The organism is Arthrobacter sp. H41, assembly GCF_000520535.1.
In the GTDB taxonomy this organism is placed as follows: Bacteria; Actinomycetota; Actinomycetes; order Actinomycetales; family Micrococcaceae; genus Arthrobacter_D.
Map to the genome: position 1 here is coordinate 31,406 of NZ_KI914773.1, position 22,501 is coordinate 53,906.

Below are 22,501 nucleotides of genomic sequence, written 5' to 3' on the forward strand. Positions count from 1 at the left end.
CCCCGCGGGAAACGTGGCATTCTGCCCGGCTTTTGCCGGCAGGAATGCCGATAGCCGGCGTGTTGCATGGCGACACGCCGCTCGATGGCTGAAAGCTGGGCAGAATCCTACGCGTCAGCCGGGAAGCGTCGTGGCTACTCCTCGAGCCAGAGCAGCAGCGCCTCGCCCTGGCCGCCACCACCGCACAGTGAAACTGCGGCCTTGCCGCTGCCGCGCCTACTGAGCTCGAAAGCGGCATGCAGGGCAAGCCGCGCACCGGACGCCCCGATCGGATGGCCGAGGGCGATCGCCCCGCCATGGAGGTTGCACTTCTCCAGCGGGTAGTCGAGCTCCTTGAGTGACTGGCAGGCGACCGACCCGAATGCCTCGTTGATCTCGATGAAGTCGAGGTCCGACGTCGACCACTGGGCCCGCTGCAACGCCTGCGCAATCGCGTTCGAGGGCTGGGAGTGCAGGCTGTTGTCCGGGCCGGCGACCTGGCCGGGCGCACCGACCACCGCCATCACGGAGAGCCCTGCCTCGTCGGCCTTCTCCCGCGTGGTCACGATCACCGCTGCGGCGCCGTCGGACAGGGGCGAGGAGTTGCCTGCGGTGATCGTGCCTTCCCGGTCGAACGCCGGACGAAGAACGGCGAGGGTGGCGGTCGTCGTCGTAGGTCGGATGCCCTCATCCGTGGTCAGGATGAGATCCTCGCCCTTGCGCTGGGGGACCGAGATGGGGACGATCTCTTCGGCGAACACCCCTGACTCGGTTGCGGCGGCTGCGCGCTGGTGGGAGACGGCAGCGACGTTGTCCTGTGCGGTGCGGTCGATTCCGAGGGCCGTGTTGCCGCGTTCGGTGGAGGCGCCCATCGACTCGTTGTCGAAGGCGTCTGTCAGCCCGTCGTTAGCCACGGCATCGAGCGCCTGGATGTTCCCGTAGTTCCAGCCCTGGCGTGACCCGGGAAGAAGGTGTGGGCCGCGCGTCATCGACTCCTGGCCCCCGGCCACCACGATCGTCGCCTCGCCGCTGCGGATCAGCCGCGCGGCGTCGATCACGGCAGTGAGGCCGGAGAGGCACACCTTGTTGATGGTCACGGTCGGTACGTCCCAGCCGATTCCGGCCTTGATGGAGGTCTGGCGCGCCGGATTCTGGCCGCAACCGGCCTGCACCACGTGTCCGAGGATGACGGCGTCGACGTCGGCGGCGGCCACGCCGGCGTGTGCCAGGGCACCGGTGACTGCGAAGGCGCCGAGTTCGACGGCGGTGAAGGGGGAGAGCTGGCCATTGAGGCGGCCCGTCGGAGTGCGGGCACCGCCCACGATGACGACGTCCTGTGGTGTGGGTGTTGGAGTTGCCATGGGCTGCAGTGCTCACTTTCGTCGTCGAAAACTGACCTCTTCAAGGCTAGCGGCTCGCCGGCATTTCAGCTAATGTCCGCTAACCGAAATTCTTCCCGGCGACTACGGCTTCCGGAGGGCTATCGAGGGGTAGAGGAGTGGCAGCTGCAGCGTCAGCCACGGACTGAAGGCCCAGGGCGCAGCACTGACGGCGGACACCAGCTGTGCTGGTTCCACCCACTTCCAGTCCATGACCTCGTCCGGTGAGGGAGCCAGGCCGCCGTCGATGACGGCAGTGAAGACCGGGCACACCTCGTTCTCGACAATGCCCGACGCGTCGGTGGCCCGGTAGCGGAAGTCGGGCAGGGCGGGAGTGATCCCGTCGACGGTCATGCCCAGCTCCTGGAACGCGCGTCGGACGATGGCCGCCTCCGCACTCTCGCCCGGGCCGGGGTGGCCGCAGAAGGAGTTCGTCCAGACACCGGGCCAGGCCCGCTTGGACAGGGCCCGGCGCGTGACGAGGATCTGCCCGTCCCCGTTGTACACGTGGGTCGAGAATGCGAGGTGAAGCGGCGTGGAGTCGGAGTGGACCGTCGCCTTCTCCTGCGTGCCGGTGGGGCTGCCGTCCTCGTCCAGCAACACCACCCACTCCGTCGCCGGTCCGCTACCGCCTGCAAGCCGTGCCATGCTGCCTTCTTCCACTTTTCCTGCCGCATCCGGGAGCCCGGATCCGCGCTTCGTACGGACTCCTCGAAGGGATTCGTTTCGTCAGCGGCGTTCTGTCCGTGTTTACTTTACCTATGGACATGGACAGCCTGCTGGTCGAGCCCGGAGGGCTCGAGCAGGTTGAGAGCGTGCTTCAGCGCTTCTTCGATGAGTCGAAGGTGCGCGCCGCAAAGATCGGCCCCGGTTACCTCGGGCTCTGGGAGACCCTTGAGAGGTGCACCGCCGGGGGCAAGCGGTTCCGGCCACGCATGGTGATGTCCGCGTACCGGATGCTGGGCGGGCTCGACGACGGCAACGCCGCCGTGGTCGGCGCCGCCTTCGAACTGCTTCACACCGCACTGATCGTGCACGACGACGTCATCGACCGCGATTTCGTCCGCCGCGGCATTCCGAACGTTTCCGGCCGATACCGCAGCGTTGCCGAAGCAGCCGGCGCGCCGGCGGCGACGGCGGAGCACATCGGCTTCTCCGCCGGCGTCATCGCCGGAGACCTAGCCCTGTCCAACGCCTACCGGCTGCTGGACTGGGTCGAGGCCGACGCCGGCACTCGGCGCAGGCTCAATGAGATCCTTGACGAAGCCGTCTTCGCCTCCGCCGCAGGTGAGTTCCTCGATATCGAAACGGCGCTGAGTTCCACAGTTCCGCCCCTCGAGGACATCGTGCGGATGGCCCGGCTCAAAACTTCCGTCTACTCCTTCGAGGGCCCGCTGCAGGCCGGCGCGGTGCTCGCGGGAGCGGGGGAGGACGTCATTGCGAGGTTGGGCGACTTCGGTCGGGACGCGGGCATCGCCTACCAGATCGCCGACGACCTCCTCGGCGTGTTCGGCAATGAGACCCGCACGGGCAAAACGAACTGGGGCGATCTCCGCGAGGGCAAGCGCACGGCACTGCTCTCCTTCGTTGCTGCCCGCCCGGAGTGGGACAGCATCTCCTCACTGATCGGGTCGCCGCGGATGTCCGCGTCCGACGCCGAATACGTCCGCAGGGTGCTCGTGGACTCCGGCGCGAGGGACTACTCGGTGGGGCTCGCCGAAGATTACGCCGGGCGTGCCCGCAGGCACCTCGAGACGGACGGTGTTCCACCGGCCCTCCGCTCGGCGCTCGAGCCAGTGGTCAGCGCCGTCGTCAACCGGGTCCGCTGATGGGCGTCATGGATCCGCTTGCACGCTACAACGCAGCAGCGCTGAGGACCTCAGGCGAGGTCATCCGGTGCTACTCCACATCCTTCGGCCTCGCCTCGAGGCTGCTCGAGCGCAGGACGCGCGGCTCCATCGAAGCCGTCTACGCGCTGGTCCGGGTGGCGGATGAAATCGTCGACGGCGCGGCCGCCGGTGCCGGACTGGACCCCGCCGCGGTCCGGGCGCTCCTCGACGCGCTGGAGACCGAGACCGAGAGGGCGATGGGAACCGGTTACAGTACCAACCTCGTGGTCCACGCCTTCGCCGTCGCGTCCCGCGAGTGCGGCATCGATGCCACCCTCACGCGGCCGTTCTTCGCCTCGATGCGCGCCGACATCACGCAGAGCGAGCACACGCAGGAATCCTTCGACCGGTACGTCTACGGATCGGCCGAAGTGGTGGGACTGATGTGCCTTCGGGCCTTCCTGGTCGGCCGGACGGTCCCGGCAGCGGAGCAACGTGTGCTGGTGGACGGGGCGAGGCACCTCGGTGCCGCGTTCCAGAAGATCAACTTCCTTCGGGATCTGGCCGAGGACTTCTCCACACTAGGTCGCAGCTACTTTCCGGGAGTCCGGCCGGGGCGCTTCAACGAAACCGACAAGCATCGACTGCTCGATGACATCGACGAGGACCTCCGCATCTCCGCGGCGGCCCTTCCCGGCCTGCCTGCCTCCCCCCGGCGCGCCGTCGCCCTCGCGCAGGGCCTGTTCACCGAACTCGCCGTCCGGCTGCGGAGTACCCCGGCCGAGGAGCTGCTGCGCGCGCGGATCCGCGTACCCAACCCCGTCAAGCTGCGCATCCTGGCACGGGCCCTCACCGGACGCGCGGTCCCGGACCCGACCGTGCAGGAAAGGGCATCATGACTTCTCGGCACAGCAGCACCGGACAGCGTGTGGCAGGCAGGCGTGTCGTCGTCGTCGGCGGTGGAATCGGGGGGCTCGCCTCGGCCGCCCTGCTGGCAGCCGAAGGCCACAGCGTCACGCTGCTGGAGCGACGAAAGCAGGTGGGTGGGCGCGCGGGATCGTGGGAGCGGGACGGCTTCCGCTTCGACACCGGCCCGTCGTGGTACCTCATGCCCGAGGTGATCGACCACTTCTTTCGGCTCCTGGGCACCAGTGCCGATGAGCAGCTGAATCTCGTCAAGCTCGATCCGGGCTACCGGGTCATCTTCGAAGAGGGCCTCGATACCGTCGACGTCCCTGCCGAGCGCGAGGCCGTCACCAAGCTCTTCGAATCGATGGAAGCCGGCGCAGGGAAGGCGCTCTCGGGCTATCTCGATTCGGCGGAGGACGCCTACGAGATGGCTAAGAAGCGCTTCCTGTACTCAACCTTCCAGTCCTTCCTGCCGTTCCTCCGGCCGGACGTCGTGTCGCGGCTGCCCCGCATCGCCGGACTGCTGCTCCAGCCGCTGCACGGTTTCGTGGCGAAGAGGTTCCAGGACCCGCGGCTCCAGCAGATCCTCGGTTATCCGGCAGTGTTCCTCGGCAGCTCCCCGTTCGAAGCCCCGAGCATGTACCACCTGATGAGCCACCTCGACCTCGACGACGGAGTGCTCTACCCCATGGGCGGTTTCACCACCCTGATCGAGGCCATGAGGAGGGTCGCCGAGGAAGCCGGCGTCGAGATCCGCACCGGAGCCGACGTCGTATCGATCGATGCCGCGCCCCTGCAGGGTTCCGGGAGGAAGCTGTCCCGCCGATCGGCGGAGGTGCGAAGCGTGACCTACCGGACGGCGGAGACGCTCCACACTGTGGACGCCGACGTCGTGGTCTCCGCGGCTGATCTCCACCACACCGAGACCACGCTGCTTCCGCCCGCGCAGCAGACATATCCCGAGAAGTACTGGAAAAAGCGGGTTCCGGGCCCCAGCGCGCTGCTGATGTATCTGGGAGTCAAGGGCGGGCTGCCGCAGCTCGAACACCACACCCTCCTCTTCACCAGCGACTGGCGGGACAACTTCGGGCGCATCTTCGGGGCCGAGACGTCCATCCCCTCCCCGGCGTCGCTCTATGTCTGCAAACCGAGCGCAACGGACGGGTCGGTCGCGCCGGAGGGCCACGAGAACGTGTTCGTCCTCGTCCCCATCCCGGCCGACGTCTCCATCGGCAAGGGCGGACTCGAGGGCGGGGGAGATGCGCGCGTCGAGGACCTGGCGGATGAGGTCATCGCGCAGATTGCCGCCTGGGCTGAAATCCCGGACCTCGCCGAGCGCATCGTGGTGCGCCGCAGCTATGGTCCGCAGGACTTCGCTGAGGACCTCAACGCGTGGCGGGGAACCTCGCTCGGCCCGGCGCACATCCTGAAGCAGAGTGCCTTCTTCCGAGGAGCGAACCGGAGCGCGAAGGTCGAAGGGCTCTACTACGCGGGCAGTTCGACGGTTCCCGGCATCGGTATTCCCATGTGCCTCATCAGCGCCGAGCTGATCATCAAGCGGCTGCGGGGTGATACCAGTACCGGACCGCTGAAGGAGCCGGGAACGAGCGGAACCAACGGCTCGGGGGATTGACTTTCGGCGGAGTTGACGCGGCATTGGACATTGCGGTAAACGTACCGTAATGTAGTGATTTGCGTCTTCCCTCGAAACCTCAGCCTTCATATAGCGGTGGGCTTCGTTCTGCTCTCGTCGTTTAACGGGCCATTCGGTTCTCTATCGATGCGGCTGGACACAGGTTAGCACTAAGATCCCCGCACGTACCTGCGGTGGCGGTGCTGAGGGCGGAGCGCTGACAAGCCTGACGGTCTGTGGAAGGATCCCTCTTGGTCGCCCCGAGCACCTCTAATAATGCAACCGCTACCAGCCAGGTCGACGCCGACGGCGCCGCACCCCGGCTCTCATTCGCAAAGATTCACGAACCGCTTGATGTTCCCAATCTTCTCGCCCTCCAGACGGACAGCTTCGACTGGCTCGTCGGCAACGAGCGCTGGAAGGCCCGCGTTGAGGAAGCGCTGGAAAAGGGACTGCAGGGTGTAGCCACCTCCTCCGGTCTGGCTGACATCTTCGAAGAAATCTCCCCCATCGAGGACTTCCAGGGCACCATGTCCCTGAGCTTCTCCGAGCCGGAGTTCGCTGATCCGAAGTACACCATGGCCGAGTGCAAGGATCGCGATGCGACCTACTCTGCTCCGCTGTACGTCAAGGCCGAGTTCATGAACAACAACACGGGCGAGATCAAGCAGCAGACCGTGTTCATGGGTGACTTCCCCCTGATGACCGAGAAGGGGACCTTCGTCATCAACGGCACCGAGCGTGTCGTCGTCTCCCAGCTGGTTCGTTCGCCGGGCGCCTACTTCGAGCGCACCGCCGACAAGACCAGTGACAAGGACATCTTCAGCGCGAAGATCATCCCTTCCCGCGGTGCTTGGTTCGAGCTCGAGATCGACAAGCGCGACCAGGTCGGCGTCCGCCTCGACCGCAAGCGCAAGCAGTCGGTCACCGTGCTCCTGAAGGCCCTCGGCTGGACCGAAGGCCAGATCCTCGAAGAGTTCGGCCAGTACGACTCGATCCGCGCGACGATGGAGAAGGACGCCACGGAAACCCGTGAGGACGCCCTGCTCGACATCTACCGCAAACTTCGTCCAGGAGAGCCGCCCACGGTCGAGGCAGCCCAGACCCTGCTCGACAACCTGTACTTTAACTCGAAGCGCTACGACCTCGCGAAGGTCGGCCGTTACAAGATCAACCGCAAGCTGGGCATCGACAAGGCCCTCACGGACTCCGATGCATCGGTCCTGAACATCGACGACATCGTCGCGATGATCAAGTTCCTCGTCGCGCTGCACGCCGGTGAGAAGACCCTCGGTGGCAAGCGTGACGGCGGCGACGTCGAACTGCGCGTCGAGGTCGACGACATCGACCACTTCGGCAATCGTCGTATCCGCGCCGTCGGCGAGCTCATCGAGAACCAGGTCCGCACCGGCCTGTCCCGCATGGAGCGCGTCGTCCGCGAGCGCATGACCACGCAGGATGTCGAGGCGATCACACCACAGACGCTGATCAACATCCGACCCGTGGTGGCCGCGATCAAGGAGTTCTTCGGAACCTCCCAGCTGTCGCAGTTCATGGACCAGAACAACCCGCTCGCCGGGCTGACGCACAAGCGCCGCCTGTCCGCGCTGGGCCCGGGTGGCCTGTCCCGTGACCGCGCCGGCATGGAAGTCCGCGACGTCCACCCATCGCACTACGGCCGCATGTGCCCCATCGAAACCCCTGAAGGCCCAAACATCGGCCTCATCGGCTCGCTGGCGTCCTATGGCCGCATCAATGCGTTCGGTTTCATCGAGACCCCGTACCGCAAGGTCGTCGACGGCCTCGTCACGGAGCAGATCGACTACCTGACCGCCGACGACGAGGTGGAACGGCTGATCGCCCAGGCCAACGCCCCGCTGGCAGCCGACAACACGTTCGTCGAGGACATGGTCCTCGTGCGTACCCGTGGTGGTTCCGGCGAGCCTGTGCTCGTCGCTCCGACCGAGGTCGAGTACATGGACGTCTCCCCGCGCCAGATGGTGTCGGTCGCGACCGCCCTCATCCCGTTCCTCGAGCACGACGACGCCAACCGCGCACTCATGGGTGCGAACATGCAGCGTCAGGCTGTTCCACTGCTGCGCTCCGAGCGTCCGCTCGTGGGTACCGGCATGGAGAAGAACGCGGCGGTCGACGCCGGAGATGCCGTGACGGCCAACAAGGCCGGAGTGGTCAAGGAGGTCTCCGCCGATCTGGTGGCGATCCTCAACGACGACGGCACCGAGACGAACTACCCGATCATGAAGTTCGCCCGCTCGAACCAGGGCAACGCCTACAACCAGCGCGTTCTGGTGGCAGAGGGCGACCGCGTCGAGTACAACACGATCATCGCCGACGGCCCGTCCACCGACCAGGGTGAACTGGCACTGGGCAAGAACATGCTCGTGGCGTTCATGTCCTGGGAGGGCCACAACTTCGAGGACGCGATCATCCTCTCGCAGCGCATCGTCTCCGACGATGTCCTGACCTCGATCCACATCGAGGAGCACGAGGTCGACGCCCGCGACACCAAGCTCGGTGCCGAGGAGATCACCCGCGACATCCCGAACGTCTCCGAAGAGGTGCTGGGTGCGCTCGACGAGCGCGGCATCATCCACATCGGTGCCGAGGTCGAAGCAGGCGACATCCTCGTCGGCCGTGTCACCCCCAAGGGTGAAACGGAGCTCACCCCGGAGGAGCGACTGCTCCGCGCCATCTTCGGCGAGAAGAGCCGCGAAGTCCGCGACACCTCGCTGAAGGTCCCCCACGGCGAGTCGGGTACCGTCATCGGCGTCCGGATCTTCGACCGCGACAACGACGACGAGCTTCCCCCCGGCGTCAACCAGCTGGTCCGTGTGTATGTTGCGCAGAAGCGCAAGATCACCGACGGTGACAAGCTGGCCGGCCGGCACGGCAACAAGGGCGTTATCTCCAAGATCCTGCCGATCGAGGACATGCCGTTCATGGAAGACGGAACCCCTGTCGACATCGTCCTCAACCCACTGGGTGTCCCTGGACGCATGAACGTGGGCCAGGTCCTCGAAATCCACCTGGGCTGGGCCGCCAAGCAGGGCTGGAAGATCGAGGGGGATCCCGAGTGGGTCAAGAACCTCCCGAACCTGCCCCGCGAGGTCACGACGACCACGGTCTCGACCCCCGTGTTCGACGGCGCCACAGAGGACGAGATCGTCGGTCTGCTCAACTCGACCAACGTGACCCGCGACGGCGACCGCCTCATCGGCGAATCCGGTAAGGCGCGCCTGTTCGACGGTCGCTCCGGCGAGCCGTTCCCGGACCCCATCTCGGTCGGCTACATGTACATCCTGAAGCTCCACCACCTGGTGGACGACAAGATCCACGCACGCTCCACCGGACCGTACTCCATGATCACGCAGCAGCCGCTGGGTGGTAAGGCACAGTTCGGCGGACAGCGCTTCGGTGAGATGGAAGTGTGGGCGCTCGAAGCCTACGGCGCGGCGTACACGCTCCAGGAACTCCTCACCATCAAGTCCGATGACATCCATGGACGCGTGAAGGTCTACGAGGCCATCGTCAAGGGCGAGAACATCCCCGAGCCGGGTGTTCCCGAGTCCTTCAAGGTGCTCATCAAGGAAATGCAGTCGCTCTGCCTGAACGTGGAAGTCCTTTCCACCGACGGCACGACGATCGAAATGCGTGACTCGGATGAAGAAGTCTTCCGGGCCGCGGAAGAACTGGGCATCGACCTCTCACGGGCCGAGCCGAGTTCTGTAGAGGAAGTTTAGGTTTCACCGCACCGAACCGGTGTTCGAACGCGGCCAACGAAATTTCTGGCGGCCGCTGAGCGGCCTTGAAATATTAAAGGCCGCTTCCTCGAACACCGGTCCGGTGCGGGCCTGGAATCCCACCGCACCCCATAAGACTTCAAGAATTTAGAGAACAAAGAGAGAACAGGGACCATATGTCCAGCGAATCCTCCTTCGGCCTCATGCGAATCGGCCTTGCCACTGCGGATGAAATCCGTGGCTGGTCTTACGGCGAGGTCAAGAAGCCGGAAACCATCAACTACCGCACGCTCAAGCCCGAGAAGGACGGCCTCTTCTGCGAGAAGATCTTCGGCCCTTCACGGGACTGGGAATGCTACTGCGGCAAGTACAAGCGCGTGCGCTTCAAGGGCATCATCTGTGAGCGCTGCGGCGTCGAGGTCACCCGTGCGAAGGTGCGCCGTGAGCGCATGGGGCACATCGAGCTCGCCGCTCCCGTGACGCACATCTGGTACTTCAAGGGTGTTCCCTCACGCCTCGGCTACCTGCTTGACCTTGCACCGAAGGACCTCGAGAAGGTCATCTACTTCGCCGCCTACATGATCACCTCGGTGGACGAAGAGAACCGTCACGCCGAACTGCCGAACCTCCAGGCCGAGCACGACCTCGAGAAGAAGCAGATGATCGACCAGCGCGACTCCGACATCGCCACGATCGCCAAGGACCTCGAGGACGAGCTCTCCCGCCTCGAGGGTGAAGGCGCGAAGGCTGCCGAGAAGAAGAAGGCCCGCGACTCCGCCGACCGCCAGATGGCCAACGTCCGCAAGCGTGCCGACGCCGACATCGAGCGCCTCGTCCAGGTGTGGGAGCGCTTCAAAACCCTCAAGGTCGCAGACCTCGAGGGCGACGAAGGGCTCTACCGCGAACTGCGCGACCGTTACGGCCTGTACTTCGAGGGCTCCATGGGTGCCGAAGCCATCAAGAAGCGTCTTGAGAACTTCGACATGCCCGGCGAGGCCGAGATGCTCCGCGACATCATCCAGAACGGCAAGGGCCAGCGCAAGACGCGTGCCCTGAAGCGCCTCAAGGTCGTCAACGCGTTCCTGACCACCACCAACAGCCCCCTGGGCATGGTGCTCGACGCCGTACCGGTCATCCCGCCGGAACTGCGCCCGATGGTCCAGCTCGACGGCGGCCGCTTCGCGACGTCGGACCTCAACGATCTGTACCGCCGCGTCATCAACCGCAACAACCGCCTGAAGCGGCTGCTGGATCTCGGTGCCCCCGAGATCATCGTGAACAACGAGAAGCGCATGCTGCAGGAAGCCGTCGACTCCCTGTTCGACAACGGCCGCCGCGGCCGTCCCGTCACCGGGCCGGGCAACCGTCCGTTGAAGTCGCTCTCGGACATGCTCAAGGGCAAGCAGGGACGCTTCCGCCAGAACCTCCTGGGCAAGCGCGTCGACTACTCGGGCCGTTCGGTCATCGTCGTCGGGCCGCAGCTGAAGCTGCACCAGTGTGGTCTGCCCAAGCAGATGGCGCTGGAGCTCTTCAAGCCCTTCGTGATGAAGCGTCTGGTCGACCTCAACCACGCGCAGAACATCAAGAGCGCCAAGCGCATGGTGGAGCGTTACCGTCCCCAGGTCTGGGACGTCCTCGAAGAGATCATCACCGAGCACCCTGTGCTGCTGAACCGTGCACCCACCCTGCACCGTCTCGGTATCCAGGCGTTCGAACCGCAGTTGGTCGAAGGCAAGGCCCTTCAGCTCCACCCGCTGGTCTGTGGTGCGTTCAATGCCGACTTCGACGGCGACCAGATGGCAGTGCACCTGCCGCTGAGCCCAGAAGCCCAGGCGGAGGCACGCATCCTGATGCTCTCCTCGAACAACATCTTGAAGCCCTCCGATGGCCGTCCCGTGACCCTTCCGTCCCAGGACATGATCATCGGCCTGCACCACCTCACCACCAAGCGTGAGGGAAGTGCCGGCGAGGGCCGCGTCTTCACCAGTGTCGCCGAGGCGATCATGGCGTTCGACATGGGCTCGCTCCACCTCAACTCGGTGGTCCGGATCCGCGTCGACAACTTCGTACCCAGCGACGACATCGCCGCTCCCGAGGGCTGGGAGCCGGGGACACCTGCGCTGATCGAGACCTCGCTCGGACAGGTGCTGTTCAACGAGACCCTTCCCGATGATTACCCCTGGGTCGAGAAGGTGGCCGACAAGGGCCAGCTCTCCACGATCGTCAACGATCTCGCGGAGCGATACCCGAAGGTCATCACCGCCGCGACCCTGGACAACTTGAAGGATTCCGGTTTCTACTGGGCAACCCGCTCGGGCGTCACGGTCGCGATCTCCGACATCTCGGCCCCAATCAACAAGGCCGGGATCATGGAGGGCTACGAGACGCAGGCCGCCAAGGTGCAGTCGCAGTTCGACAAGGGCCTGATCGCCGACGACGAGCGCCGCCAGGAGCTCATCGACATCTGGAACAAGGCAACCAACGAGGTTGCCGCCTCGATGCGCGCCGCCATGCCGAAGGACAACACCATCAACCGCATGGTGTCCTCCGGAGCACGTGGTAACTGGCTGCAGGTCCGCCAGATCGCCGGTATCCGTGGCCTGGTGGCCAACCCTAAGGGTGAGATCATTCCTCGTCCGATCAAGTCCTCCTACCGTGAAGGACTGTCGGTCCTCGAGTACTTCATTGCGACGCACGGTGCCCGAAAGGGCCTGGCCGACACCGCTCTGCGTACGGCGAACTCGGGTTACCTGACCCGCCGCCTCGTGGACGTGTCCCAGGACGTCATCGTCCGCGAGGACGACTGCGGCACCGAGCGCGGGCTGAAGGTCACCATCGCGGTGCCGGACGCCAACGGCGAGCTGGTGCTGGACGAGCAGGTCGAGAACGCGGCGTACGCACGTACGCTGGCGACCGACGTCGTCGATTCCAAGGGTGAGGTGCTGGCTCCTGCCGGCTCCGACGTCGGGGATGTGCTGATCGACGAGCTGTTCGCCGCGGGTGTCACCGACATCAAGGTCCGCTCCGTGCTGACCTGTGAGTCGAGCGTCGGTACCTGCGCCCTCTGCTACGGCCGTTCACTGGCCACCGGCAAGACCGTGGATATCGGTGAGGCCGTGGGCATCATCGCTGCACAGTCCATCGGTGAGCCGGGCACGCAGCTGACCATGCGTACCTTCCACACCGGTGGTGTTGCCTCTGCCGAGGACATCACCCAGGGCCTGCCCCGTATCCAGGAGCTCTTCGAAGCGCGTACCCCCAAGGGTGTTGCTCCGATCTCCGAGGTTGCAGGGCGCGTGACCATCGAGGACGCCGAGAAGCAGCTTCGCCTGGTCGTCACTCCCGACGACGGTTCGGAGGAGATCGCCTACCCGGTCCTCCGCCGTGCACGCCTGCTGGTGTCCGACGGCGAGCACGTGGAGGTCGGGCAGCAGCTCGTCTTCGGTGCCGTCGATCCGAAGCAGATCCTGCGTATCCTCGGCCCCCGCAAGGCGCAGAAGTTCCTTGTGGACGAGGTGCAGCGCGTGTACCGCAGCCAGGGTGTGGGTATCCACGACAAGCACGTCGAGGTCATCGTCCGCCAGATGCTGCGCCGCGTCACGGTGATCGAGTCCGGCGAGTCGACACTCCTCCCGGGAGAGCTGGCCGAGCGCAGGCGCTTCGAGGACGAGAACCGCCGCGTGGTTTCCGAGGGCAAGAAGCCGGCGTCAGGCCGTCCCGAGCTCATGGGCATCACCAAGGCGTCGCTCGCCACCGAGTCATGGCTGTCGGCAGCTTCCTTCCAGGAGACCACGCGTGTCCTCACGCAGGCCGCCATGGAAGGCAAGAGCGATCCGCTGCTGGGCCTCAAGGAGAACGTGATCATCGGTAAGCTGATCCCGGCCGGTACCGGTCTGGACCGCTACACCAAGGTCTCCGTCGAGCCCACCGAGGAAGCCAAGGCCAACCTCTTCACCGGTCCGAGCGCGTTCAGCGACTTCGACTATGCAGGTGTCGAGGGCGGCATGACTCCCGAGTTCCACGCCATCCCACTGGATGACTACGACATGGGCGGCGACTTCCGCTAGGACTTCCTAGCGCGGTGCCGCTGAACGGAAGAGCCCCGGGCCGATCGGTCCGGGGCTTTCCCGCGCCCGGGCCAGTTCAGCAGGCGGGGTGCACCGGGTGTGCCGCTTCCCGCTGACGCAGGCACGCTGACGCAGGCACGCTGACGCAGGCACGCTGATTAAGCACCTGTGGCGGCCATTCTCGCGTTCAAGCAGCCATAGGTGCTTAATCAACGGGGGTGGCCGGCATACACACCGACGGGGGTGGACGGCCGAGGGGAGAGGGGCGTTCGGAAGGCTGCTTGTTCACGGGGGAGTTGCGGCGTCGTCGAACGCGGTTCGGACGGCGGGACGAGGCACCCCGATCGGGCGGCGAGTCAATCTCTGATAGACTTGACATCAATTGTTTGTGTGGCAGTGGATTGGCGTTGCGAAACGTATCTCCGTGTTGTAGGGATCTTGTACAACGAATGCCACATTTTCGCACGCCTACGGTCGTTTTGCGGCAGCTTGTTCTGGTAGGTGAAGCGCCAAACGACTGATAGCCCCCGCATCCGGGTGGCCCGCTGCCTGCGAGGGCCGGGTAGCCGCAGGATCGGGCAAACAGAGAATCTTCTCGAGACATTACGGAGAACACGAAAGTGCCTACGATTAACCAGCTGGTCCGCAAGGGCCGGTCACCTAAGGTCTCCAAGACCAAGGCGCCCGCACTGCAGGGCAGCCCGATGAAGCGCGGCGTTTGCACCCGCGTTTACACCACCACACCCAAGAAGCCGAACTCGGCGCTCCGCAAGGTGGCCCGCGTGCGCCTCAACGGCGGCATCGAAGTCACCGCCTACATCCCCGGCGTGGGTCACAACCTTCAGGAACACTCCATCGTGCTGGTGCGCGGTGGGCGTGTGAAGGACCTTCCCGGTGTCCGCTATAAGATCGTCCGCGGCGCACTCGATACCCAGGGCGTCAAGAACCGCAAGCAGGCTCGCAGCCGCTACGGCGCAAAGATGGAGAAGAAGTAATATGCCACGTAAGGGCCCGGCCCCGAAGCGGCCGCTCGTACTAGATCCCGTCTACGGCTCCCCATTGGTCACGCAGCTGATCAACAAGGTTCTCGTCGACGGCAAGAAGTCCACTGCAGAGCGCATCGTCTACGGCGCACTCGAAGGCGCACGCGCCAAGTCCGGCGGCGATCCCGTGGCAGCACTCAAGAAGGCCATGGACAACGTGAAGCCGAGCCTCGAGGTTCGCTCTCGCCGCGTCGGCGGTGCCACCTACCAGGTTCCCGTGGAGGTCAAGCCGGGGCGTTCAACTGCCCTCGCCCTCCGCTGGCTCGTGGGTTACTCCAAGGCCCGCCGCGAGAAGACCATGACGGAACGCCTGCAGAACGAAATCCTCGATGCCTCGAACGGCCTCGGCGCAGCTGTAAAGCGCCGTGAAGACACGCACAAGATGGCCGAGTCGAACAAGGCCTTCGCACACTACCGCTGGTAATAGCGCTGCGGGCCGGGAGCTTCTCCTACAGGAAACCTTCCGGTCTGCGGTCCAGCAGAACTCCATCTTCGTAAAAAGGGAGACACCGTGGCACAGGACGTGCTTACCGACCTCAACAAGGTCCGCAACATCGGCATCATGGCGCACATCGATGCCGGCAAGACCACTACTACCGAGCGCATCCTGTTCTACACGGGTGTAAACCACAAGATCGGCGAGACGCACGATGGTGCCTCGACGACCGACTGGATGGAGCAGGAAAAGGAACGCGGCATCACCATCACGTCTGCCGCCGTGACCTGCTTCTGGGAGAACAACCAGATCAACATCATCGACACCCCCGGGCACGTCGACTTCACCGTCGAGGTGGAGCGCTCGCTGCGCGTCCTCGATGGCGCCGTCGCGGTGTTCGACGGTAAAGAGGGCGTCGAGCCGCAGTCGGAGACCGTCTGGCGTCAGGCCGACAAGTACGAAGTGCCGCGTATCTGCTTCGTCAACAAGATGGACAAGCTGGGCGCCGACTTCTACTACACGGTCGACACGATCATCAGCCGCCTCGGCGCCAAGCCGCTGGTCCTCCAGCTGCCGATCGGCGCCGAGAACGACTTCATCGGCGTCGTCGACCTCCTCTACATGCGCGCCCTGGTGTGGCCCGGTGACTCCAAGGGTGACGTCACCATGGGTGCCAAGTACGAGATCCAGGAGATTCCCGCTGATCTCCAGGCCAAGGCCGAAGAGTACCGCGCACGTCTCGTGGAGACCGTCGCCGACTCCTCCGAGGAACTCATGGAGAAGTACCTCGAAGGCGAAGAGATCAGCATCGACGAGCTCAAGGCCGGCATCCGCAAGATGACGATCAATTCCGAGCTGTACCCGATCCTCTGCGGATCCGCCTTCAAGAACCGTGGCGTGCAGCCCATGCTCGATGCCGTGATCGACTACCTGCCGTCGCCGCTCAACGTTCCCCCGATGATCGGCCACGATCCCCGGAACGAAGAGGTGGAGCTGACACGCGCACCGACCACCGAGGAGCCTTTCTCGGCGTTGGCGTTCAAGGTCGCCACCCACCCGTTCTTCGGGCAGCTGACGTTCATCCGGGTGTACTCCGGTCACGTCACGGCCGGTACCCAGTTGGTGAACTCGACGAAGAACAAGAAGGAGCGCATCGGGAAGCTCTTCCAGATGCACGCCAACAAGGAGATCCCCGTGGACGAGGCCTTCGCGGGCCACATCTACGCGGCGATCGGACTGAAGGACACCACGACGGGTGACACCCTGTCCGATTCAGCCAACCAGATCGTCCTTGAATCGATGAGCTTCCCGGCGCCCGTGATTTCGGTAGCAATCGAACCGAAGACCAAGGGTGACCAGGAGAAACTGTCGACAGCCATCCAGAAGCTCTCGGCTGAGGATCCCACCTTCCAGGTGTCCCTCAACGAGGACACCGGCCAGACGATCATCGCCGGTATGGGCGAGCTTCACCTCGACATCCTCGTGGATCGCATGCGCCGCGAATTCCGCGTCGAGGCGAACGTGGGCAAGCCCCAGGTCGCCTACCGCGAGACCATCAAGAGCAAGGTCGCCAAGCACGACTACACCCACAAGAAGCAGACGGGTGGGTCAGGCCAGTTCGCCAAGATCCAGATCGCCATCGAGCCGATGGTGGTCGAAGAGGGCGTAATGTACGCCTTCGAGAACAAGGTGACCGGTGGACGCGTACCCCGCGAGTACATTCCCAGCGTTGATGCAGGCATCCAGGACGCCCTCAACGACGGCGTGCTGGCCGGTTACCCGGTAGTCGGCATCAAGGCAACGCTGCTTGACGGCGCCTACCATGACGTCGACTCGTCCGAAATGGCGTTCAAGATCGCCGGCCGCATGGCGTTCAAGGAAGCCGCGCGGATGGCCAAGCCAGTGCTGCTCGAGCCGCTGATGGAGGTCGAGGTACGGACCCCAGAGGAATACATGGGTGAAGTCATCGGTGACCTGAACTCCCGTCGCGGCCAGATGCAGTCCATGGAGGATGCAAGTGGCGTCAAGGTCATCACGGCCCATGTGCCCCTCTCGGGAATGTTCGGCTACATCGGCGACCTGCGGTCGAAGACCCAGGGCCGTGCTGTGTACTCGATGAAGTTCGACAGCTACTCGGAAGTTCCGAAGGCAGTAGCCGACGAAATCATTCAGAAGACCCGCGGCGAGTAACTTCGGCTGATTCGCCGCCATGCGGTGAATCACCGGGCGAGGCTGGCCCGCTTTCCAGCAGGCCAGCCTTGCCCTCCAGCCGACGGTCCACCCTGGGCCCGACGCACAGAGCAATTTCATCAAAACCAAAAGCCCCCAGTAGACTTGCATGAGTTTCAGCTGCGAACAGCGCGGCTGGGAAGCAAATCTTCTCAAACGTTCTAGGAGGAACCCGTGGCGAAGGCAAAGTTCGAGCGGACTAAGCCGCACGTTAACATTGGAACCATTGGTCACGTTGACCATGGAAAGACCACGTTGACGGCTGCCATTTCCAAGGTGCTTTACGACAAGTACCCCACTCTCAACGAGCAGCGTGACTTCGCGTCGATCGACTCGGCTCCCGAGGAGAAGCAGCGCGGCATCACCATCAACATCTCGCATGTTGAGTACCAGACTGAGAAGCGCCACTACGCACACGTAGACGCTCCCGGTCACGCTGACTACATCAAGAACATGATCACCGGTGCCGCACAGATGGATGGCGCCATCCTCGTTGTTGCAGCCACCGATGGCCCCATGGCACAGACCCGCGAGCACGTTCTGCTCGCCCGCCAGGTCGGCGTTCCCTACCTGCTGGTCGCGCTGAACAAGTCCGACATGGTCGACGACGAAGAGCTTCTCGACCTCGTCGAGATGGAGGTCCGCGAGCTGCTCAGCGCGCAGGGCTTCGACGGCGACGACGCCCCTGTGGTCCGCGTTTCGGGCCTCAAGGCCCTGGAAGGCGACCCCGAGTGGGTCAAGTCCGTCGAGGACCTGATGGCTGCTGTGGACGAGTCCGTACCGGACCCCATCCGCGACAAGGACAAGCCGTTCCTCATGCCAGTCGAGGACGTCTTCACCATCACCGGCCGCGGAACCGTTGTTACGGGCCGCGCGGAGCGTGGAACCCTGAAGATCAACTCAGAAATCGAGATCGTCGGAATCCGCCCGGTCCAGAAGACCACGGTGACTGGCATCGAGATGTTCCACAAGCAGCTTGACGAAGCATGGGCCGGCGAGAACTGTGGCCTCCTGCTCCGCGGCATCAAGCGTGAGGACGTAGAGCGCGGCCAGGTCATCGTGAAGCCGGGTTCGATCACCCCTCACACGGACTTCGAAGCCAACGTCTACATCCTGGCAAAGGACGAGGGCGGGCGTCACAACCCGTTCTACTCGAACTACCGTCCGCAGTTCTACTTCCGTACCACTGACGTCACCGGCGTCATCACCCTCCCCGAGGGCACGGAAATGGTTATGCCTGGTGACAACACTGAAATGTCAGTGGCGCTCATCCAGCCCATCGCCATGGAAGAGGGCCTCGGCTTCGCTATCCGCGAAGGCGGCCGCACAGTTGGTTCAGGACGCGTCACCAAGATCACCAAGTAGTCATCGCGACTGCTGGTTGATTCTCAGGAGGGCCCCGTTGCTTCGGCAGCGGGGCCCTTTCTTGTTGGCGGGCCTGTCGGCACCATGGTCCGGTCGGTCGACCTGTCGGTCAGTAGCGACTCCGCATCAGGTCAGAACCTGGTGAAGGCAGAGGATGTTCCCCTCCGTGTCGGTGAACCAGGCCGCTTTGAGTGCATCGCTTTCTGCGATGTGGTTCACGGTCTTCAGGCCTGGGAGGTCATAGTCCTCGAACCGAACCCCCTGCGACTTCAGTGCGCTCAGTTCCGTCGCAATGTCTTCCACCTCGAAGCTGAGTTCTGTATTGCCGGACGGGCTGCTTTCGGGTTTCAGCATCAGCTCGATCCCGTTGTGGCCATCGTCGCTGAAGAGGAACGATCCCTCCTCCATGGATCCCGCCGGCGTGAGGCCGAGGGACTTCTCGTAGAAACTCCGTGCACGGTCCATGTCTCTTACAGGCAGGATCGTCGTCGCCTTGGTGGTACTCAACATGGCTGGACTCCTTTCGTACTGGTGGGCCCCACCAGTTTAATCCTCATCCGCCGGGTTTGGCCCCGCGCCCGGTACCCGTCTTCGTAACGGTGGGAGGGTGCTCCATCCCCGCCGATTGGCGCAATCGAGGTATCTCTGCCAAACTGGATAAGTTGTTCAAGTGCTTGCGCGTGCGGTTTGAGACTCCATCCCGGTCAGGATAATGCCTGGTGCAGGGTTCGGGTCCACCGGTCCGCGTGGCCCAAATATAATCCACCCCGTTCGGCTCGGCCGAAATCTGCGGACTGTGCGTGTCACGAATTATGCGACACGCCCGAGCGCGGGGGTCGGAGCCCTAGCAGGGTGAGGAACCCGGATTTTTCCGGATTCAGCCTGTGCGGGGAGCGTCGCACAACGGACGCGGCAATGTACGTACCGGAACTGCCCAGCAGTTTTCATGTAGAGAGAGAGTCGAGACGCCATGGCGGGACAAAAAATCCGCATCCGGCTGAAGTCATATGACCACGAGGTCATTGATGTTTCAGCCCGGAAGATCGTTGAGACGGTGACGCGCGCAGGCGCAACGGTTGTCGGCCCAGTGCCACTGCCCACGGAGAAGAACGTATTCGTTGTTATCCGGTCGCCGCACAAGTACAAGGACAGCCGTGAGCACTTCGAAATGCGCACACACAAGCGTCTGATCGACATCATTGATCCCACGCCCAAGGCCGTTGATTCGCTGATGCGTCTCGACTTGCCCGCGGACGTGAACATCGAAATCAAGCTGTAAGGGAGAGCGGATACACATGTCTACTTCACTTACGCGTCAGGTAAAAGGCCTGCTGGGCGTCAAGCTCGGCATGACCCAGGTCTGGGACGAGAACAACATCCTCATCCCTGTCACGGTTGTCCAGGCCGACTCGAATGTCATTACGCAGCTGCGTTCCGCGGACAAGGACGGCTACTCGGCCGTGCAGATCGGCTTCGGCCAGATCGATCCCCGCAAGGTAACCAAGCCGCTGGCCGGCCACTTCGAAAAGGCTGGGGTCACCCCCCGCCGCCACGTGGTCGAGCTGCGTACCTCCGACGCCGATTCCTACTCGCTGGGTCAGGAGCTCTCCGTTGAGCTCTTCGAAGCCGGCCAGCAGGTCGACGTCATCGGCACCACCAAGGGCAAGGGCTTCGCCGGTGTGATGAAGCGTCACGGCTTCCACGGCGTGGGAGCCTCGCACGGCGCTCACAAGAACCACCGTAAGCCCGGTTCGATCGGTGGCGCTTCCACCCCCAGCCGCGTTTTTCGGGGAATGAAAATGGCAGGCCGTATGGGTGCCGTTCGTCAGACCACGCTGAACCTCCGGGTTCACGCGGTCGACGCCGAGAAGTCGCTGCTGCTGATCAAGGGTGCCGTTCCGGGCGCCCGCGGCCAGGTCGTCCTCGTACGCACCGCCGTGAAGGGAGCATAGTCAGATGGCTGTCAACACAGTGAACGTCGATCTCCCCGCTGAGATCTTCGACGCACAGACCAACGTTCCGCTGCTTCACCAGGTTGTCGTGGCCCAGCTTGCGGCTGCCCGTCAGGGTACCCACAAGACGAAGACCCGCGCCGAGGTGAGCGGTGCAGGCCGCAAGCCGTTCAAGCAGAAGGGAACCGGCCGGGCCCGTCAGGGTTCGATCCGCGCTCCGCACATGACCGGTGGTGGCGTTGTCCACGGGCCCACGCCCCGTGACTACAGCCAGCGCACCCCCAAGAAGATGAAGGCTGCCGCTCTCCGCGGCGCTCTCTCCGATCGGGCACGCAATGGCCGTATCCACGTCCTCGAGTCCCTCGTCGCCGGCGGCAAGCCGTCCACGAAGGGCGCCATCGACACGCTGCGCGCCGTTTCCGAACGCCCGCGCCTGCTCGTCGTCATCGAGCGCGCCAACGACGTCGCAGCACTGTCCGTGCGCAACGTACCCCAGGTTCACGTCCTGTACGTAGACCAACTCAACACGTACGACGTGCTGGTTTCCGACGACGTGATCTTCACCAAGGCTGCCTACGACCAGTTCGTCGGTTCGGCTGACGCAATCTCCGAGGAGGATGCCACGTGAGCGGCACCATCGCAAAGGATCCGCGCGACGTCGTCATTGCACCCGTCGTCTCGGAGAAGAGCTACGGCCTGATCGACGAAGGCAAGTACACCTTCCTGGTCGACCCCCGCTCGAACAAGGAAGAAATCAAACTGGCGGTCGAGAAGATCTTCTCCGTGAAGGTCGACTCGATCAACACCATCAACCGGGTTGGCAAGCGCAAGCGCACCAAATTCGGCTGGGGCCAGCGCAAGGGCACCAAGCGTGCCATCGTGTCCCTCAAAGAGGGCTCGATCGACATCTTCGGCGGTCCGCTCTCCTAGGGAGCGGAGACCACTTTAACGAGGAATTGAGTTATGGGAATCCGTAAATACAAGCCGACAACCCCGGGCCGTCGCGGCTCGAGCGTTGCCGACTTCGCAGAAATCACACGATCGACGCCGGAGAAATCACTGGTGCGTCCGCTCCCCAAAAAGGGTGGCCGTAACAACACCGGTCGGATCACGACCCGCCACAAGGGTGGTGGGCACAAGCGTCAGTACCGTCTGATCGACTTCCGCCGCCACGACAAGGACGGCGTCGACGCCCGCGTTGCCGAGATCGAATACGATCCCAACCGCACCGCGCGCATCGCACTGCTGCACTATGTCGACGGCACCAAGCGCTACATCATCGCGCCGAACAAGCTCAAGCAGGGCGACTTCGTCGAGGCAGGTGCCGGTGCTGACATCAAGCCCGGCAACAACCTCCCGCTGCGCAACATCCCCGTCGGTACGGTGATCCACGCTGTGGAGCTTCGTCCAGGCGGAGGCGCGAAGATGGCACGCTCGGCCGGCGCATCGACCCAGCTCGTTGCCAAGGAAGGCCGCTTCGCCCAGCTGCGGCTGCCTTCCGGCGAAATCCGCAACGTCGACGTCCGCTGCCGTGCAACGGTTGGCGAGGTCGGCAACGCCGAGCAGTCGAACATCAACTGGGGCAAGGCCGGCCGTAACCGCTGGAAGGGCATCCGCCCGACCGTCCGCGGTGTGGCCATGAACCCTGTCGACCACCCCCACGGTGGTGGTGAAGGTAAGACCTCCGGTGGACGCCACCCGGTCAACCCCAACGGCAAGGCAGAGGGACGTACGCGTCGCCAAAACAAAGAGAGCGATTCACTCATTGTGCGTCGCCGTCGTTCCGGCAAGAACAAGCGATAGGAGCCTGGGAACATGCCACGCAGCCTGAAGAAAGGCCCCTTCGTCGATCAGCACCTTTACGTAAAGGTTGCTCGCGAGAACGAATCGGGTACGAAGAACGTCATCAAGACGTGGTC

At 64.0% G+C, this 22,501-nt stretch carries 18 protein-coding genes; 15 read left to right on the forward strand and 3 right to left on the reverse strand.

The annotated features are described in order from the left end of the window. Window positions 1–134: 134 nt before the first annotated feature. The gene (locus Y705_RS0104230) at window positions 135–1,340 is read right to left on the reverse strand and encodes an acetyl-CoA C-acetyltransferase (protein ID WP_026531940.1); all 1,206 of its coding nucleotides are present in this window, start codon (window positions 1,338–1,340) and stop codon (window positions 135–137) included. Window positions 1,341–1,442: 102 nt separating this feature from the next. After that, a complete protein-coding gene (idi, locus tag Y705_RS0104235) occupies window positions 1,443–2,006 on the reverse strand; it encodes an isopentenyl-diphosphate Delta-isomerase (RefSeq protein WP_049822265.1) in 564 nt (187 codons plus the stop codon). Between the two features lie 113 nt (window positions 2,007–2,119). On the opposite strand from idi, the gene Y705_RS0104240 reads away from it, so the two are divergent. From Y705_RS0104240 to tuf, 9 genes are all read left to right on the forward strand, one after another. Next, window positions 2,120–3,187, forward strand: coding sequence for a polyprenyl synthetase family protein (locus Y705_RS0104240; RefSeq protein ID WP_026531942.1), 1,068 nt, complete (start codon window positions 2,120–2,122; stop codon window positions 3,185–3,187). Window positions 3,188–3,195: 8 nt separating this feature from the next. Further along, the gene (locus Y705_RS0104245; RefSeq protein WP_155849916.1) at window positions 3,196–4,086 is read left to right on the forward strand and encodes a phytoene/squalene synthase family protein; all 891 of its coding nucleotides are present in this window, start codon (window positions 3,196–3,198) and stop codon (window positions 4,084–4,086) included. Beyond that, a complete protein-coding gene (gene crtI / locus Y705_RS0104250; RefSeq protein ID WP_026531944.1) occupies window positions 4,083–5,729 on the forward strand; it encodes a phytoene desaturase family protein in 1,647 nt (548 codons plus the stop codon). Before Y705_RS0104245 ends, crtI begins: the two co-directional genes overlap by 4 nt. Before the next feature lie 251 nt (window positions 5,730–5,980). After that, on the forward strand, window positions 5,981–9,490 hold the full coding sequence (gene rpoB, locus Y705_RS0104255; protein ID WP_026531945.1) for a DNA-directed RNA polymerase subunit beta: 3,510 nt from the start codon (window positions 5,981–5,983) through the stop codon (window positions 9,488–9,490). A gap of 176 nt (window positions 9,491–9,666) precedes the next feature. Continuing rightward, the gene (locus Y705_RS0104260; RefSeq protein ID WP_026531946.1) at window positions 9,667–13,557 is read left to right on the forward strand and encodes a DNA-directed RNA polymerase subunit beta'; all 3,891 of its coding nucleotides are present in this window, start codon (window positions 9,667–9,669) and stop codon (window positions 13,555–13,557) included. 620 nt (window positions 13,558–14,177) lie between these two features. Further along, entirely contained in the window at window positions 14,178–14,552 is a 375-nt protein-coding gene (gene rpsL, locus Y705_RS0104265; RefSeq protein WP_026531947.1) for a 30S ribosomal protein S12, read from the forward strand. Between the two features lies 1 nt (window position 14,553). After that, window positions 14,554–15,024, forward strand: a complete 471-nt coding sequence (rpsG, locus tag Y705_RS0104270) for a 30S ribosomal protein S7 (protein ID WP_026531948.1) — start codon at window positions 14,554–14,556, stop codon at window positions 15,022–15,024. A gap of 87 nt (window positions 15,025–15,111) precedes the next feature. Continuing rightward, complete coding sequence (gene fusA, locus Y705_RS0104275) at window positions 15,112–17,226, forward strand: elongation factor G (protein ID WP_026531949.1); 2,115 nt, start codon at window positions 15,112–15,114, stop codon at window positions 17,224–17,226. A gap of 213 nt (window positions 17,227–17,439) precedes the next feature. After that, the gene (tuf, locus tag Y705_RS0104280; RefSeq protein ID WP_026531950.1) at window positions 17,440–18,630 is read left to right on the forward strand and encodes an elongation factor Tu; all 1,191 of its coding nucleotides are present in this window, start codon (window positions 17,440–17,442) and stop codon (window positions 18,628–18,630) included. Window positions 18,631–18,756: 126 nt separating this feature from the next. Here the strand turns inward: tuf and Y705_RS0104285 are convergent, their stop codons facing one another. Further along, complete coding sequence (locus Y705_RS0104285; RefSeq protein ID WP_026531951.1) at window positions 18,757–19,140, reverse strand: VOC family protein; 384 nt, start codon at window positions 19,138–19,140, stop codon at window positions 18,757–18,759. Between the two features lie 460 nt (window positions 19,141–19,600). On the opposite strand from Y705_RS0104285, the gene rpsJ reads away from it, so the two are divergent. The 6 genes from rpsJ to Y705_RS21030 all read left to right on the forward strand — a co-directional run. Continuing rightward, on the forward strand, window positions 19,601–19,909 hold the full coding sequence (gene rpsJ / locus Y705_RS0104290) for a 30S ribosomal protein S10 (protein WP_026531952.1): 309 nt from the start codon (window positions 19,601–19,603) through the stop codon (window positions 19,907–19,909). A 16-nt stretch (window positions 19,910–19,925) separates the two neighbouring features. Continuing rightward, entirely contained in the window at window positions 19,926–20,582 is a 657-nt protein-coding gene (gene rplC, locus Y705_RS0104295; RefSeq protein ID WP_026531953.1) for a 50S ribosomal protein L3, read from the forward strand. Window positions 20,583–20,586: 4 nt separating this feature from the next. Continuing rightward, window positions 20,587–21,210 (forward strand): 50S ribosomal protein L4, encoded by a 624-nt coding sequence (gene rplD, locus Y705_RS0104300; protein ID WP_026531954.1) that lies wholly within the window; start codon window positions 20,587–20,589, stop codon window positions 21,208–21,210. Next, window positions 21,207–21,512, forward strand: coding sequence for a 50S ribosomal protein L23 (rplW, locus tag Y705_RS0104305; protein ID WP_026531955.1), 306 nt, complete (start codon window positions 21,207–21,209; stop codon window positions 21,510–21,512). The genes rplD and rplW overlap by 4 nt, the downstream gene beginning before the upstream one ends. A 33-nt stretch (window positions 21,513–21,545) precedes the next feature. Further along, window positions 21,546–22,385, forward strand: a complete 840-nt coding sequence (gene rplB / locus Y705_RS0104310; RefSeq protein ID WP_026531956.1) for a 50S ribosomal protein L2 — start codon at window positions 21,546–21,548, stop codon at window positions 22,383–22,385. Window positions 22,386–22,397: 12 nt separating this feature from the next. After that, on the forward strand, window positions 22,398–22,501 hold a 104-nt coding region (locus tag Y705_RS21030; protein WP_173401046.1), incomplete at its 3' end, for a ribosomal protein S19 family protein.